Here is a 16,301-nt window from a genome sequence, read left to right as displayed (position 1 = left end):
AGGGAGGATTACAATGACTCAAGATTTTGGTTGGATACATCTCGTCCCGTTATTAAATGGCGCGTGGCTGACGATCCAGCTTTGCTTCTTCTCATTACTGATAGGTGGTGCAATCGGGATCATCGTCGGTCTCGGAGCCGCATCCAAAAACAAGCTGGCAAACTTCCTCTCTTCTCTCTACATCAGATTAGTCAGGGGAGTTCCCCTTTTGATGATTATCTTTTTGATTTACTTTGCACTTCCGATGCTCCATATCGGCATCAACTTTTCCAAAGGCTTTTCCGCGGTTATGGCTCTCTCGATTTACGCAGGCGCTTATTTGGGCGAAATCGTCAGAGGGGGGATTCAATCAGTGCCAAAAGGACAATTCGAAGCGGCAGATGCTTTGGGGATGACTACTTTGCAAAAATTCCGGCATGTCATTATCCCACAAGCCATGAAATTCATCATTCCGCCGGGTATAGGATTTTTCATCGCACTGATCAAGGACTCCTCGCTGGTTTCCATCATCGGCTACATTGATCTGACAAAAGCCGGAAAGGTCGTCAGCAGCCTGACCTTTAACCCGATCGCCTCTTTCCTGGCTGTTGCCGCGGTGTATTTCGTACTCTGCTTCGGACTGTCCAAGGCGTCTTATTACTACGAAAAGAGATTTCTGCGCTCAACGTAAGACTAGCCTCGTCACATGGCATAAAAGGCTAGTAAAGGGAAGGGAGATAGCAAATGAACATACAAGTGAAGGATTTGCATAAAAGCTACGGAAAGCTGGAGGTTTTGAAAGGAATCGATTGCGAGATCAAAGAGGGAGAGGTTGTTTGCGTCATCGGTCCCTCCGGTTCGGGAAAAAGTACCTTTCTGAGATGCCTGAATTTGTTGGAGCAAATTACGAGCGGGCAAGTTCTGATCGGTGAGCATGACATCACCCATGCGAAAACAAATATCAATCTGGTGCGGACTGAGGTAGGGATGGTATTTCAGCAATTTAATCTCTTTCCTCACAAAACAGCGCTGGAGAATGTCATGCTGGCACCCGTCATTGTCAAGCATGAGTCAAAAGAGGCAGCGCGAGCCAAAGCTCTGGAACTGTTGGCAAAGGTAGGGCTTAAAGAAAAGGCTGACTCCTATCCTGGCAATCTGTCTGGCGGTCAAATGCAGCGTGTAGCGATCGCGCGTGCACTGGCGATGAATCCGAAAATCATCTTGTTTGACGAGCCGACCTCCGCATTGGACCCTGAGCTGGTCGGAGAGGTGCTGAATGTGATGAAGGATCTGGCCCAGGAAGGTATGACGATGGTAGTCGTAACGCATGAGATGGGTTTTGCTCGCGAGGTAGCAGACCGGGTTATCTTTATGGACCAGGGCTACATTGTTGAAGAAGGCAATCCGGAAGAGATCTTCCGTGCACCTAAAAATGAGCGGACGCAAGCCTTCTTGCGCAAGGTGATTTAAAGGCGGGCAGGGGGTGCCAACATGCATGCAACCGGGTTGAAATGTGTATTTTGCCAAGCCACCTATTCACTTGAACCCCTGTATGAATGTGCAGCGTGTACAGGGCTTCTGGAAGTCGTCTATGACAGGACGCAAGCAGATGACCCACGGGCTTTGCTGCCAATTTCAAAGCAAGATCGGATTCATCTGGGGGAAGGCGAGACAAGCCTGCTCTCTGCACCGAGACTGGCAAAAAGACTCGGGATCAAAGAGCTGCTGCTCAAGTGTGAATTCATGAATCCTACGGGCTCGTTCAAGGATCGCCCTGTAGCCATCGGGATTTCCAAAGCGGTTGAATTTGGTTTTCAAAAAGTCATTGCTGCTTCAAGCGGAAATGGAGCCGCTTCAGTATCCGCGTATGCTGCGCGTGCAGGGCTTGAGGCCATTATTCTCGTTCCAGAGTCGACACCCATAGAAAAGGTGAGACAAACACTGGCTTACGGTGCCAAGGTGATTCGCGTCAAGGGACCGTACAGCAACTGTTTTTCACTGGCGAAGCAGCTTGGTGAGAGTCAGAACATTTTTAATTTGACGACGACGCTTTTGAATCCATACACGGTAGAAGGAAATAAGGCTGTGGCCCATGAGCTGTATGAACAGATGAAGGGGTTTGTTCCTGACGTGATCTATGTCCCTATCGGCGCGGGGCCACTTTTGATTGGAATATACAGAGGGTATGAGGAAGCCCGCCATTTCCATGAGGGGACAAAGCTTCCCAGAATGGCAGGAATCCAGGCAACAGGCAATAATCCGATTGCAACTGCATTTACATTAGGGGAGTCAGTTGTTCGTTCAGAGCCTAACCCGCAAACGATTGCGGGCGGGATCGCTGACGGTTTGGTTGGTTATGAAAAGGATGGAACGTACACGCTACAGATCGTGAATCAGTCAAACGGATTTGTGTTAGATGTATCTGACGCCCGAATCCTGGAGGCGCAAATCCTGCTAGCTGAGGAAGAAGGGGTATTTGTAGAGCCATCTGCCGCAGCAGGCATAGCAGGATTGATGAAAAGCTTGGAGGAACATCGAATTTCTGAAAATGATTCCGTGGTCGTTGTCTTGACTGGACACGGGTTGAAGGATATGGGAAATGTCCGCGTAGCGAGTGAAGTCCCTACCATTGAAAATGGCATGGAGCAGCTGCTGGGAGTGGTAGGCAAATAGAGAGGTGGAAAAGGCATGAGCAGCATCATGATAGGAATTACCGATTGTGATCATCCATCGGTGGAGATCGAGCAGACTGTCATCCGCAATGCTTCTGCACAAATGGTTCATCACGATTGCAAGACAGAGGAAGACGTGATTTTGCACTGCGCGGATGCGGATGGGCTGTTAAACCAGTACGCTCCCCTCACGCGAAATGTTCTGAGCAAGCTGCCGCGCTGTAAGGTCATCGTTCGGTACGGTGTTGGTGTAAATAATGTAGACGTCCAGGCAGCTACTGATCACGGCATTCAGATTTGCAACGTACCGGATTACGGGGTAGATGAAGTATCCGATCATGCCTTGGCGCTCATGTATACTCTTACGCGCAAGACATTGCTTCTCGGCAATGCGATTCGCAATGGAGATTGGGACTTTAGCATTTCTCGCCCGATATTGCGCTTGCGTGGACAAACGGTTGGTGTCGTCGGTCTTGGTCGAATCGGCAGTGCCTTTGCCCAAAAGGCGCATGGGGCAGGATTTAAGGTCATCGGCTTTGATCGTAGAGAGGCTGGAGGAGAATCGCTTCCTTTCGTCGAGCGAGTTACATTCGAAGACCTGCTTGAGCGCTCTGATATGATTTCGATTCATTGTCCACTGACAGAAGATACCCATAATTTATTTGGCACCAAAGAGCTGCAGGCTATGAAGTCCACCGCGTATCTCATCAACACAGCACGAGGCTCAATCATTGACGAGGCGGCTCTCGCACAGGCGCTTTCGGAGGGCTGGATTGCCGGAGCGGCGCTCGATGTCATGGAGTTCGAGCCGCCAAAGTCGGATAATCCGCTGCTCAAGCACGAGAATTGCATCATTACGCCACATGTCGCCTGGTATTCCGAGCAGGCCTTTGATGAACTAAAGCGAAAAGCGGCGGAAGAAGCCATACGTGTTTTGTCAGGAGAGAAGCCACATTATCCAGTAAACCAGCTATAAGAGGGATGTTCATGAATGAGAAGGAGCGTACCAGGATGAATATGAAAAGCGCTGTCTACTACGGGGCAAGCAACATTCGCGTAGAAGAAAAACAAGTTCCGACTCCACCAGCAGGCTGGGCGTTGGTAAAGGTGAGCTATACAGGGATTTGCGGTACCGATCTAAATATTTATGTGGGCGCGCATCCACGTGCGAAGGGGCCGCTCGTTATTGGTCACGAGCTTTCCGGGACGTTACTCGAGGGGCATCCTACTTTGCCGACAGGTACGCAAGTCACGGTACGCCCGCTCTTGTTTTGCGGAGAGTGCGAGCCGTGTCAGACCGGAAAAAGTCATGTGTGCAAAAACCTCCAGCTGGTGGGAATCGATTGTGATGGCTCCATGGCCGAGTATGTGGTCGCCCCGGTAGAAACGATACATGCTCTGCCAAAGAATGTGTCCCTCAAGGCAGGTGCTTTGATCGAGCCGCTGGCAGTGGGTGTCCATGCGGTTCGGCAATCCGGCTTTGTTCCAGGCGATACGGCACTCGTTTTTGGTGCAGGACCGATCGGGATGTGTGTAGCCGTTTCATTGCAGCTGCTTGGAGCCGGGCGGGTAATCGTAGCAGAAACCAACCCTTTCCGTTTGCAAATGGCAAAAGAACTGGGGTTTGAAACGATTGACCCTCAGGAAGGCAGTATCGTCGAACAGGTGCTCATGAAGACAGACGGGAACGGAGCCGATTTCTCCTTTGACTGTGCCGGTCATCCGTCCGTATCCGAAATCTTGACGCACGCAACGAAAATACGTGGTACGGCTGTCGTTGTTGCCGCTTATAAAAAGCCGGCACCAATCGATTTGCTGCAAGCGATGTTCAAAGAAATCACGATCAAAGGCGTCCGCGTGTATACGCCAAAAGATTTCGAAATCGCGGCACAGCTGCTCGAAAAGCCGTTTGACTTTGAAAAACTGATTACCCATGTGATGCCGCTTGAGGACGTAAAATCGGGATTTGATATGCTGCTGTCTGGCGGAAATGCCGTCAAAGTCCTGATTTCGATCAATCCGGAGGAAGAGGTCAGCCGTGGAATGGGAAGTGGAGAGCAATGACCATGTTTGATTTGAGCGGACAGGTAGCGGTCATCACAGGGGCGACACGAGGACTTGGTCAGGAAATGGCAGTTGCTTTGGCTGAAGCAGGAGCGGATATTGCACTGGTGCAGCGAAATGCAGCCGACACACAGACAAAAGAGCGCATAGAGGAAATTGGGCGGCGGTGCGAAATCATCCTGTGCGACTTGGCGGAGATGGATCAGGTCAAACAGCTGATGGGTCAGGTCGATCGCGTGTTTGGAAAGATAGACATCCTGGTCAACAACGGCGGGATACAGCGCCGTTCTCCTGCGGAGGATTTTGCAGAAGCAGACTGGGATGATGTGCTGGATGTGAACCTGAAAACGGTGTTTTTTCTCTGCCAGCAAGCGGGGCGGCGAATGATCGCCCAGGGGCGCGGCAAAATCATCAACATCGCGTCACTCCTGTCGTTTCAGGGAGGAATGCGGGTGCCAGCCTATGCTGCAGCCAAAGGTGGTGTTGCGCAATTGACGAAAGCACTCGCAAACGAATGGGCCACACATGGGATTACGGTCAATGCGATCGCTCCAGGTTATATGGCAACAGACATGAATGAGGCACTGCTCAAGGATGAAACGCGAAACCGCCAGATTCTCGAAAGAATTCCTGCGGGTCGTTGGGGCAGGGCAGAGGATATGAAAGGAAGCGTCGTCTTTCTTGCTTCACACGCATCCGATTATGTGAACGGTCATGTACTTGCAGTGGATGGCGGCTGGCTAGGCAGATAATGAGTGAGCACATGTTGAGGAAGGAGTGGCAAGTATGGATGTAGTAACAATCGGAGAAACAATGGTGCTCCTAACTCCAGGGTCAGTTGGTCCACTGCGGTACGTAACCAAGTTTGAAAAAACGATTGGCGGCGCGGAATCCAATGTAGCCATTGCCCTTGCCCGATTAGGTCATGCGGCAGGTTGGGTCAGCAGATTGGGTGATGATGAGTTCGGTTTATACGTTCGCAATTTTATCCGGGGTGAAGGCGTCGACACCTCCCGGGTTGTCTTCGATGAAAAGTATCCGACCGCGGTCTTTTTCAAAGAGCGGCAGGCAAACAATGAACCGAAAGTCTACTACTATCGCAAAGGCTCTGCAGCAAGCGAATTGACTCCTGACGATTTGGATGAGAGCTATATTGCCGGGGCAAAGTTTTTACACCTGACAGGGATTACGGCAGCGCTCAGCTCCTCGTGCAGAGCCATGATGGATCGGGCGATCGAAATTGCACGGGCGCATCAGCTCACGGTCGTATTTGATCCGAATATTCGTTTGAAGCTCTGGTCGAAGGAAGAGGCGCGCGAGGTCTTGATGGATATCTCCAGCCGATGTGACATCGTCATGCCGGGTATCGAAGAGGGAGAAATCATGACAGGGGAGACCGAGCCAGAGAAAATAGCAGCACGCCTCTTGGAGAATGGAGCCAAGGTAGTGGTTCTCAAGCTCGGAGAAAAAGGGGCATTTTACGCGACGCAAGACTCAGTTGAATATGTACCGGGATATCCTGTGCACGAGATTGTGGACCCGATTGGTGCAGGAGATGGTTTTGCAGCGGGCTTCTTGTCGGGGCTGCTGCGCGGTTGGTCACTATCAAAGGCGGTCATGCTCGGAAATCGCGTCGGTGCATTTGCCCTTTCGGTGGTAGGAGATGTGGAGGGGTACCCGTTTTGGAATCGGATTGCACCCCATGATGAGAGAAAAGAAGTGCTGCGGTAAACGGATATAGAGGAGAGGGGGAGCTATCATGCTGCCAAAAGTCATGCTATTGAAAAAGTTGGTTGAAAGTGGTGTTATTGCTGTCATCAGGCGAATTCCAGAGGAACAGGTCGAACAGGTAGCCGACAGCCTCGTGGAAGGCGGGATTACAGCACTGGAAATAACCGTAGATTCACCTGGGGCATTCCATACCATCGCAAAGCTTTCCGCCAAATATAAAGGTCGCGCTATTGTCGGAGCGGGTACGGTTGTCGACAAGGTGTCGGCAGGATTGGCGATTCAGAGCGGAGCAGACTTTCTCTTTAGTCCCAGCCTGCATGAGGATGTGATTCAGACTGCGCTTCGGTACGGAAAAATTGCGGTTCCCGGCGTGATGACACCGACAGAGATGATTACTGCGATTGAAGCGGGAGCAGATCTGGTCAAAATCTTTCCGGCAGCAGGTCTGGGAGTTCAGTATATAAAGGATGTCAAAGCTCCCTTCCCTCATATCCCGATCATTCCAACAGGTGGTGTCAACCTGGACAACGTCGCTTCGTTCATACAGGCTGGGGTAGCCGCTGTCGGAATCGGAGGAAATCTATTCGATCGCGAAACACTCGAAACAGCCAACTATGCTCGAATTACACACAATGCAAGGCAGTATGTGACAGCGATTCAGGAAGCACGCCAAACCTACGCATTCAAATAAAGCAAATGACTGGCAGACCAAGTACCCGCAATGAATTGCTTCTCAATCCTAGCGGGTACTTTTTCTACATATGAAAGATGAAAAAAGGAGAGAAAAAGCAGATGGCAGTAAATCCAATCAAAAGTAAATTAAAAGAAGGAAAATGTGTGTATGGAAGCTGGATCAGAATTCCCTCCCCGATCATTGTAGAAGCACTGGGGAATGTCGGATTTGATTTTTTGCATGTTGATATGGAGCATAGCTCGATTGACCTGCAAATGCTTGATTACCTGGTTTTGGCGGGATATCGCTATAACATTCCGCTTGCCGTCCGGACTGCTACGCAAAATCCAGCGGACCTGTACCGAATCATGGATATCGGCTATTCGTCTTTTGTTTTGCCGCGAATCGAAAGTGCTGAGCAGTGTGCTCATCTGTTAAAAGGAGCACGTTACACCCCGGCTGGAACGAGAGGACTCGGCGGTGCGGTGCGTGCAAACGGCTGGGGCGAGATGCCGTTGGAGCAGCACTTGACAGAGGCTGAGGACGATACCCTCATGATCATTCAGATTGAGTCGGAGGAAGGCCTGAAAAACCTGGACGCGATTCTGGATGTTCCGGGCATCGATGTCGTTTATATCGGCCCACTGGATTTATCGCAGGCTCTGGGTTATCCAGGGCAAATCGATCATCCGGTCGTAGCAGATACGATTGCCTCACTGATCAAAACCATACGCGCTAAAGGCATCGCAGTAGGTATTCATGCTGCGACGACCCTGCAGGCACAGGCATGGGCAGAAGCGGGAATTCAATATTTCACTGTTGCGCTTGATGTATCACTGCTCCAATCTGCGGGGCGGACGGTCGTGGGCCAGTTGAAAAATAAGCAATAAGCTTAGAGGAGGATCTAGCGTTCATGAAGTCATTGGTGGACAAATCCCTTTTTCTAGGACTGGATTGCTGCACCTGGCTGTACAGCGGAGCCGAGACACCTACGTTGCGCGGAAGTCTGGATGCGGTCAACGAATATTTGCATAGGAGGAGCAAGGGGCCACTTGGCAGAGAGAGAAATTCCCTCGTCGAAGCCGTCTGCAAGCAGAACGTGGCAAGTCTGCTTCATGGCCGAGCAGAGGATGTTGCCCTGATCTCGAACACGTCAGAAGCGATTGGCATAATCGCCGGGTCCATCCCGTTTCGTCAGGGGGACAACATCGTGATCAACACCCTTGAATTCCCTTCCGGTGTCTTGCCTTGGTTAGGCTTGCAGCAAAAAGGAGTGGAAGTGAGGGTCGTCGGGCATACGAATTGGCAGGTTTCTATCGAAGACATCCTCGCTCAGGTTGACCATCGAACCAGACTTGTAATGACGAGTCATGTCAGCTATATGTCTGGCAGCAGGATGGATTATCGCAGGCTGTATCAGTCACTGAAAAAGACGGACGCCTTGCTTTTGCTCGATGTTACCCAGTCCATGGGAGTTGTTCCCGTCTATCTTGAGGATACCGATTTCATCGTGTGCAGCTCCTATAAATGGCTGCTCTCTATCCATGGCGCGGGAATTCTTGCCGTGAATCAGAGTGATCGGGTCCGTGATCTCGTTTTCCGTACGCCGGGTTGGCGAAGCATCCAGGAACAATTCGGTCCGAGCCGTTTTGAGACGTATACGCTGCATGAGGATGCCCGGCGGTACGAACGCGGCTTTCCGAGCTATCCGAGCCTTTACTCTTTGGCATACAGTACGGGGTTTCTAGTAGAGATAGGTATCGAAAATATAGAGAGTCACGTGCTGCAATTGGGCGAGGAGCTAATCGAGCAGATGCGCACGCGAGGCTATGAGGTGATGACACCTGACGAGCAGTCTCTGCGTGCAGGAAATATTTCCTTCGTATGTGATCAGGGAAGTCGTGTAGCCGAGAGCTTGCAGCAGAAGGACGTCTACGTGTGGGGCGGGGATGGGAGAGTGCGTGCTTCCCTCCACTTGTTTAACGACAGCGCTGATGTAGAGAAGCTCATAGAGCTGCTTCCCGATCCATCAAGTTTGAACTAAAACGAAGTGGCTATCCATGCTCGTTCAGTCGGTTGAGGTTGACTGGTCAAGGCATAGGATAGCCATTTGTTATTGATCACATGAAATCTATGACCACGATTATCGTGTTGCCGTCCCTTTTTCTTTGCGTAAGAGAACGACAGGTAAACTGATGAGAACAATTGCGATTAATAGGCATAGAACTGGATAGCCAGTCTCTTCTGCCAGTTTGCCGAAAAAAGGAACCAAGACTGCCAGAATGATCGTTTTCAGCATGGATGAATAGGAAAGCAGCGTACTGCGTGAATCTCCCGAGATTCGTTGATTCGTCATCTTGATCAAGACAGGTTCGATGATGGAATAAAAGAAGCTGGTGAGTACCATACAGATAATCCCGGATAAATCAGGCAGGATCGGAAGCATGAGGATGCTCAGAGCCATCAGCACAGTGAATGTGGTAACGGTTGCTGCTTCTCCCAATCGTTTCTCCATGTGATAGGAGACGATGGAGCCGAGTATACTCATGCCTTGGATCAATATAAATACAAGACCGAGCCATTCAATCGCCATTCCTTTTTCGTGCAGGAAGGGAGAGACGAATAAAAACGTAAAGCAGAAAGCGGGAACCGCCAGGATAGCCGAATACAGAAGTACATTGCGCAAGCTCTTTGCCCTCCATACCTTACTTGAGGTATTTAGGAAGAAGCGGATGAGAGACTCGTTCTGTTTCGTCTCTGCTTCATCAGGTTGCTTCGGTTCCTTGATGAAAAAGGCAACACAGCCAGCACCAAAGGAGAGAACTCCACAAACAAAAAACGGAAACCCGAGTGAGTAGGCAGCTAACCAACCGCCTATGATTCCTGCGATCGCTGAGGCGATGCGCATGATTGCTAGTTGATAGCTCACCGCTTTGGAAAAGAAATTTCCCAAACCTCTCTCTTGTAAATAATCATAGAGGAGTGCCTGATCAGCGCCAGAAAGAAAGCTCCCGCCAAGGCTCCATACGATTTGCAGAAAACAAATCATCGGGAACCAGTCTGTGTATGCATAGAGAACCATAGCAGGAGCCATGACGAAGGCTCCCACCATGAGGGCACGATTACGACCAAAGCGATCCGCTACGATTCCAGCAGGAACCTCAGCCAAAGCGGCAGCAACCCAGCCGATTCCCTCCACGATTCCGATCGTGGCTAGACTCAGGCCGCGTTCCTGCTGTAAATACAGGACATAAATGGGCATCCACAAATGAAACTTGGTGAAAAAGGAGTAGATGAACAGCAACAAAACGTTTGAATCCAGCCAAGCATGATTTTTCATTCAGGCAAGCCTCATCCGACATAGTAGTCGTAGACTGAGACGACCTCAAAGCCAGTAGATTGATAGAGGGACAGTGCGTTTTGATTATCGACAGCTACTTCCAGACTAATTCCTGTATGCTCTCGTTGATTCAGGATTTCCACCGTCTGGGAAAGAATTTTTCTGCCGAGGCCTTTTCCTTGGAGTCCTTTTTTTACGCAAAAACCCGAGATAAATAGTGCGGCATCCTCTTCGCTAACCGTAATCATTCCGACAGGCCGAGCCTCATAGAGAGCCAGATAGGTTTGAAAGGATGACTCAGACAGATTGCGTGTAACAAGCGCAGTCATGAGCTCGGCTGAGTCTCCAAAACCACTGACGCCAATCTCAACGAGTGTATCAAAGTCAGCATTTGTGGCTGGGCGAAGCAGCAGACGTTCATCGGTTGCTACGGGAGTTACGGACGCTTGGGTAGAGTAATCCAGCTTGTATTCTGAGAATTGGTACGTGGCGGCTACCCCTTCTGCAAAAGCACTCGCTTCCTTGGACTGTCGATTGCTGACGAGTAGTATTTGCATGACCCCGTGCTTTTCGCATTCTGCTTTGGCTTGTGCATAAAGCGCGCGGAAGATTCCTTTTCCTCGATAATCGGGATGAACCATTCCGCTGATTTCTACTTCCTTTGGACTGACAATGGCATACATTCCGAGAAAGCCAACGAGCTTTCCGTCTTGAAAATAGAGGAAATCATTCGTTTGCTCAGGCGAACGGTTTTGCAGCATCGACAGATTTAAATTGATGGACAAATCAAATCCATCGTGTGCCTCGCATACTTCTGCCAAATCGATAATTTGCTGCAGCCACTCTTCCGAAAGCCCTTTTGCTGCTACCAGACCTGCATTGTTCATTGTACTCATCGTATCAACCTCCAGTTATATTGGGTAATAGAAAAAGTCGTGGAGCTGTCAATCCCCACGGCCGTAAAAAACAAAAAGCCGTAGGGATAGTCCATCCCCACGACGGCAAGCTTAAACAAACCCGGTTATCCTACACCAAGTCTTGGACGCGTACAGCGCTGCCACAAAAAAAACACGGGTTATCCCCGTGTTGTAGGCATAGCTAGTAGAACCTGCTAGAGAAACTAGGAGGCTTTTACGTACGCCAGATGGGGAATTTGAATATGAGTGCATGCGGAAAGAAAGCTCACGTATGTCGTTGTCATATTCCCCACCTCCAAGATTGTTGAAAGATCAATTACTACAAACACTATATGCGATAGGCAAATGTATTACAATCATTTTTTTACCGTTCTACGATCGAGCGCTTCGGATAGAGTCTACAAGTCCAATCTCATATCCGGGCAGCTTGGCAGGCAGGAATCCATCAGTGAAAGGGAGTATTCATTATCCAATCAACGAATGAGCAAAAGGAGCATACCTATGAAACCGATCCGTTACGAGCGCAGAAAGTACACGACTGGCAATACGCCTATTGAAAGGCTGGACAGACTATCTGAGGCTTTGGGAGGACCAACCATTTCGATCAAGCGTGATGACCTTTTGGGACTTACCGCTGGGGGAAACAAGACGCGGAAGCTGGAGTATTTGGTCGCAGACGCTATCAAGCAAGGTGCCAATACGCTGATCACATGTGGCGCAGTTCAGTCCAACCATTGCCGCCTGACACTCTCTGCTGCGGTGCGTGAAGGCTTGGCATGCCAGCTCGTTTTGTCCGAGCCTGAGACTGGCTACAATCCCCTCGCCAGCGGAAATCACCTGCTGTTCCACCTGCTTGGTACCGAAAAAATCAAAGTGATTCCATCTGATGGCGATATGCTGGCAGCGATGGAAGAGCTTGCGCAAGCACTGAAACAGGATGGCAGAAAAGCCTATCTGATTCCAGTTGGTGGGTCCAATGAAGTGGGGTCTCTCGGCTATATGGCATGTGCAGAGGAAATCGAGCAGCAAGCGTGGGAGACAGGGACGCCTTATGATTATGTCGTGACGGCAACAGGCAGCGGCGGCACACAAGCCGGTCTGATTGCAGGATTCATGGCGAGGCAGTCCAGTACCAAGGTGATCGGCATCAACGTAAGTCGCGATCGTGCATCACAGGAAGCCAAGGTGCTGGAGCTCGTCCGAGGCACAGCGGAGGTAGTCGGACTTGAAGGAGAAATCTTGCCGTCAGCTGTTCAGTGTGAAGATCAGTATGTAGGCCCAGGCTACGCAGTTCCAACCGATGAAATGATCGAGGCTGTGCAGTTGCTGGCTCGCACCGAAGGAATTCTGCTTGATCCGGTTTATACCGGGAAAGCGATGGCTGGCTTGATCGGCATGATTCGTGAAGGCCGATTTGCAAAAGAGGATCACGTGCTGTTCCTGCATACAGGAGGCTCACCCGCTCTGTATACGGCTCCACATTTGTTTTTGCCTGCGAAAAACTAGGTGTGCTTCAAATGAATAGCATGGGAGAGGAAGAGACAGAGATACGGCTGTCTCTTCCTTTTTTTGCATGAGAAGGGCATCGATTACGCTGCCCGAAAGAAATTAATCACAATCACAACCAACAATAACTAAAAGGATGAACAAAACCAGAACAAGTGCAAAGTTTTCACCGAAGAATCCGCAGCTCACATTGATCACTCCTTAAATGAGATTTATGAACCCGAAAACTGAAGGTTACCTAAAAAACGATGCCTCGAAAAGGGGGATTCATCAAACCTTCTAAATCCTGGGGACTCAAAGGTTCAGAATCGGGGACCAAATCCTCTCCCACCACGAAACGGCGGCGGATCATCCCATCCCATAGAACTGGAGGACTCGCATCTACAACGTCTACGTGACATAGATTCTCCCTCCTTTCCGATCTCTTCATTGATATGTCTTATTGTCTCTCATGGCTTAGGCATATGTTGAAGCTTTGCGTCCAAATTAAACCCAAATTTAGGAAGTGTCTGAAATACGGCTATACATGCAAAAAAACCTGGTCAATTCGGGACCAGGTTCAAAATGATCATCATCACATCTTTTATACAATACCCTCACTGGTTACACCACGATAGTAATGAATATGCCCATCATCATAAGTGGTTTGCCCTGAAAACTCATGGTAATGGTTTCCGGTCGGCAGGGGAATTGGTGGACCAGTCCAGCCACTGTATTCATGAACATGCCCGTCATTAAACGATGTTGTACCTTCATAGTAATGCACATGCCGATCTCCACTGCCTTGAGGGAGCGAAGTTCTACCACTCAAGCGATGACGATGATGGCCGAAAACGGTTGTTTGGGTGTCATAGCTGTGAAAGTGATTGGGACTATCGACAATTCTCACATAACGCAAGGAATGACCATGTTTATCATTCAATCAAAATGCCCCTTCGCATTAAAATCCCCATGAATCTGAGGGTGTGAGTAAAGCTTTTAAAGCGTCAGTTACTTGGAGGACGTTAGCGCTATTTCGAATGAATCGAGGATTTCAAGAAAATGTGACGCTTCTCTAAAGACATGATCCGCCAATAGCGGAGGGATAATGCTTTTAATTCTGCAGGCTTCAATCAGATCATGAGCTGTTTTCTTAAAGTCACGCAACTGTCGGACCGAAACACGATTCTGATCCACAAACTGATCGAGAAGAGGTTGGGTTTGTGATTGTGGTCTCATGGAGTCGAGATCTTGTGCTTGAAACAAAAGCTGATCAAAGTCATGACTAAAATCTCTCGCTTGCTCAACGAGCTTTCTTTCAGATGGATCAAGCAAATGGTTAATAAATTTTGCATGATCAGCCATGATTCGCAGGAAGAATACGTTCTCATTAATCACAGCATCCGGCAGTGGATCGAGGGTACCCGTATTCAACTGCTTCAGCCGTTTTCTGAAATATGCTGCTTCTCTACTCACATGATCCACTAGCAAGGGGAAGTTGTTGCCAAGGATTTTACATTGAATAATGAGACCAAGCACATGTCGCTTGAATGCCCAAATATGACTGACCGCGTTGGAAACGACTTGGTTAAAATCGTAGATCTGTTGTGGGTCGGTATCAGAAGTGAAGGCAAGTGCGCGGTTCTCGATGTCTTCAAAAATGTTGTAAAAGCGGTCAGCTTCGTTAATTAATTTTGTATCGTCACAGTTAAATCCCAATTTTAGGAATAAAGAATGTTCCTTCATGATGCGAGACCAAAAACGGACCTCTTCTAATGACCTATCAACAAATTCATCTGTCATGTCGTACCCCCAAATATATTCCTTTCATTCGGGCATTCCAGTGATGAGAGCAGCAATCACTGCTGAAGAGGATCGTTCTGCCGAATGAACTCGATGTATTTCTATGCGTTTACCCATCTACATGTGTAAATACAGCTTAACGATTTTCTAACGCTTCTTTACATTCGCAACACCAAATCTCAATGTACAAACAGTAAGATCTTATATGACAACAAGGAAAATTCATTTTAAATAGGGGGTACAAGATGTTACATAAATTCTCCAAAAAAATGCTGCCGATGGCCGTGATTTCCTCGCTAGCGATTACCGCTACACTGTATGGGGCAAATACTGGATTGGCAACAGCACAAGAAAGCCAAGCAAATAATGCAAAAGTGAAAAATGTCATTTTCTTAATCGGCGATGGAATGGGTCCAGCCTATACAACAGCGTATCGTTATATGAAAGATGACCCGAAAACCCCTACCAAAGAGTTGACGGAATTTGACAAATACCTGGTAGGAGCACAAATGACGTATGCCGATGATGATAAGCAAAACATCACGGACTCTGCTTCCGCGGCTACGGCTATGTCTGCCGGAGTAAAGACGTACAACAATGCGATTGCTGTAGATAAAACCAAAGTTGAAGTAGAGACTGTTCTGGAGAGAGCAAAGAAAGTCGGCAAATCTACAGGTCTGGTAGCTACTTCCGAAATTACACATGCGACGCCTGCTGCCTTTGGTGCCCATGATGAAAGCCGCAAAAACATGGACGCAATTGCTGATGACTACTTTGATGAAAAAATCAACGGCCAGCACAAGATTGACGTTTTGCTTGGCGGGGGCTTGGTCAATTTTGATCGCAAGGATCGGAATCTGACGGAAGAATTCAAAAAGGCTGGCTATAGCTATGTTACGAATAAACAAGATCTTCTAAAGGATAAGAACGACAAAATCCTTGGTCTGTTTGCATCAGGCGGGATGGACAAGATGATTGACCGTTCGGAAGCGACACCTTCACTGGAAGACATGACGAACGCAGCGATTCAACGATTGAACAAAAATAAAGAGGGCTTCTTCCTGATGGTAGAGGGCAGCCAGATCGACTGGGCTGGACATGATAACGATATCGTGGCAGCGATGAGTGAGATGGAAGATTTCGAGAAAGCTTTCAAAGCTGCAATTGACTTTGCAAAGAAAGATGGACATACACTTGTAGTAGCTACTGCTGACCACTCCACAGGAGGTCTCTCTGTTGGTGCGAGGGATGAATACAATTTCTTCGTAGAACCGATTAAAGCAGCGAAACGTACGCCTGACTTTATGGCTGCAGAAATCGCAAAAGGCGCTGGCGTAGAAGAAACCTTGAAGAAATATATTGATTTGGAACTGACAAAAGAAGAAATCGATTCTGTGAAAAAGGCTGCAGAAACGAAAAAAGCGGTTGATATCGACAATGCGATTGAAGCGATTTTTGACAAGCGCTCCTTTACTGGCTGGACAACTGGCGGTCATACAGGTGAAGACGTCAATGTGTATGCATATGGTCCAGGGAAAGAAAAGCTTGCCGGATTGATCGACAACACGAAAAACGCAGAAGTCATTTTCGAGATCTTGGGTGGAAATAAAGCTAAAAAATAGGTTGGTAGAATCAGG

General features: G+C 48.8%; 17 protein-coding genes. 12 read left to right on the top strand and 5 right to left on the bottom strand.

Features of this window, described 5'->3' with window-relative positions:
* The first annotated feature begins 13 nt into the window (after positions 1-13).
* The 10 genes from ADS79_RS26195 to ADS79_RS26150 all read left to right on the top strand — a co-directional run bounded on the left by ADS79_RS26195 (position 14) and on the right by ADS79_RS26150 (position 9,163).
* The gene (locus tag ADS79_RS26195) at positions 14-670 is read left to right on the top strand and encodes an amino acid ABC transporter permease (RefSeq protein ID WP_049741404.1); all 657 of its coding nucleotides are present in this window, start codon (positions 14-16) and stop codon (positions 668-670) included.
* Between the two features lie 53 nt (positions 671-723).
* Entirely contained in the window at positions 724-1,449 is a 726-nt protein-coding gene (locus ADS79_RS26190) for an amino acid ABC transporter ATP-binding protein (protein ID WP_049741403.1), read from the top strand.
* 21 nt (positions 1,450-1,470) lie between these two features.
* Complete coding sequence (gene thrC, locus ADS79_RS26185) at positions 1,471-2,652, top strand: threonine synthase (protein ID WP_049741402.1); 1,182 nt, start codon at positions 1,471-1,473, stop codon at positions 2,650-2,652.
* Between the two features lie 15 nt (positions 2,653-2,667).
* A complete protein-coding gene (locus tag ADS79_RS26180) occupies positions 2,668-3,627 on the top strand; it encodes a C-terminal binding protein (protein ID WP_084766084.1) in 960 nt (319 codons plus the stop codon).
* 35 nt (positions 3,628-3,662) lie between these two features.
* Positions 3,663-4,715, top strand: coding sequence for a zinc-dependent alcohol dehydrogenase (locus tag ADS79_RS26175; RefSeq protein ID WP_236700108.1), 1,053 nt, complete (start codon positions 3,663-3,665; stop codon positions 4,713-4,715).
* The gene (gene kduD / locus ADS79_RS26170) at positions 4,712-5,467 is read left to right on the top strand and encodes a 2-dehydro-3-deoxy-D-gluconate 5-dehydrogenase KduD (RefSeq protein WP_049741401.1); all 756 of its coding nucleotides are present in this window, start codon (positions 4,712-4,714) and stop codon (positions 5,465-5,467) included. Before ADS79_RS26175 ends, kduD begins: the two co-directional genes overlap by 4 nt.
* A 34-nt stretch (positions 5,468-5,501) precedes the next feature.
* Entirely contained in the window at positions 5,502-6,446 is a 945-nt protein-coding gene (locus ADS79_RS26165; protein ID WP_049741400.1) for a sugar kinase, read from the top strand.
* 28 nt (positions 6,447-6,474) lie between these two features.
* Positions 6,475-7,137 (top strand): bifunctional 4-hydroxy-2-oxoglutarate aldolase/2-dehydro-3-deoxy-phosphogluconate aldolase, encoded by a 663-nt coding sequence (locus ADS79_RS26160; protein WP_049741399.1) that lies wholly within the window; start codon positions 6,475-6,477, stop codon positions 7,135-7,137.
* 101 nt (positions 7,138-7,238) lie between these two features.
* Positions 7,239-8,009, top strand: coding sequence for an HpcH/HpaI aldolase family protein (locus ADS79_RS26155; protein ID WP_049741398.1), 771 nt, complete (start codon positions 7,239-7,241; stop codon positions 8,007-8,009).
* Positions 8,010-8,032: 23 nt separating this feature from the next.
* Positions 8,033-9,163, top strand: a complete 1,131-nt coding sequence (locus tag ADS79_RS26150) for an aminotransferase class V-fold PLP-dependent enzyme (protein ID WP_049741397.1) — start codon at positions 8,033-8,035, stop codon at positions 9,161-9,163.
* A gap of 99 nt (positions 9,164-9,262) precedes the next feature.
* On the opposite strand, the gene ADS79_RS26145 is transcribed toward ADS79_RS26150, so the two are convergent.
* A complete protein-coding gene (locus ADS79_RS26145; RefSeq protein WP_049741396.1) occupies positions 9,263-10,459 on the bottom strand; it encodes an MFS transporter in 1,197 nt (398 codons plus the stop codon).
* An 11-nt stretch (positions 10,460-10,470) separates the two neighbouring features.
* The gene (locus ADS79_RS26140) at positions 10,471-11,355 is read right to left on the bottom strand and encodes a GNAT family N-acetyltransferase (protein ID WP_049741395.1); all 885 of its coding nucleotides are present in this window, start codon (positions 11,353-11,355) and stop codon (positions 10,471-10,473) included.
* A gap of 522 nt (positions 11,356-11,877) precedes the next feature.
* Here ADS79_RS26140 and cuyA point away from each other — a divergent pair.
* Positions 11,878-12,882 carry a D-cysteate sulfo-lyase gene (gene cuyA / locus ADS79_RS26135; RefSeq protein ID WP_049741394.1) on the top strand — a complete coding sequence of 335 codons (1,005 nt, stop codon included), beginning with the start codon at positions 11,878-11,880 and terminating at the stop codon, positions 12,880-12,882.
* A gap of 102 nt (positions 12,883-12,984) precedes the next feature.
* Here the strand turns inward: cuyA and ADS79_RS34650 are convergent, their stop codons facing one another.
* The 3 genes from ADS79_RS34650 to ADS79_RS26130 all read right to left on the bottom strand — a co-directional run bounded on the left by ADS79_RS34650 (position 12,985) and on the right by ADS79_RS26130 (position 14,664).
* A complete protein-coding gene (locus ADS79_RS34650; protein WP_376747317.1) occupies positions 12,985-13,071 on the bottom strand; it encodes a YjcZ family sporulation protein in 87 nt (28 codons plus the stop codon).
* 394 nt (positions 13,072-13,465) lie between these two features.
* Positions 13,466-13,804 (bottom strand): YmaF family protein, encoded by a 339-nt coding sequence (locus ADS79_RS34645; RefSeq protein WP_084766081.1) that lies wholly within the window; start codon positions 13,802-13,804, stop codon positions 13,466-13,468.
* A 68-nt stretch (positions 13,805-13,872) separates the two neighbouring features.
* The gene (locus ADS79_RS26130; protein ID WP_049741393.1) at positions 13,873-14,664 is read right to left on the bottom strand and encodes a DUF2935 domain-containing protein; all 792 of its coding nucleotides are present in this window, start codon (positions 14,662-14,664) and stop codon (positions 13,873-13,875) included.
* Between the two features lie 245 nt (positions 14,665-14,909).
* Between ADS79_RS26130 and ADS79_RS26125 the strand changes: the two genes are divergently transcribed.
* Complete coding sequence (locus tag ADS79_RS26125; protein ID WP_049741392.1) at positions 14,910-16,286, top strand: alkaline phosphatase; 1,377 nt, start codon at positions 14,910-14,912, stop codon at positions 16,284-16,286.
* The last annotated feature ends 15 nt before the right edge of the window (positions 16,287-16,301 follow it).

Source organism: Brevibacillus reuszeri (assembly GCF_001187725.1).
Taxonomy (GTDB): domain Bacteria; phylum Bacillota; class Bacilli; order Brevibacillales; family Brevibacillaceae; genus Brevibacillus; species Brevibacillus reuszeri.
Note: the sequence above shows the minus strand (reverse complement) of the source record. Positions and strands in the feature narration are given on the sequence as shown.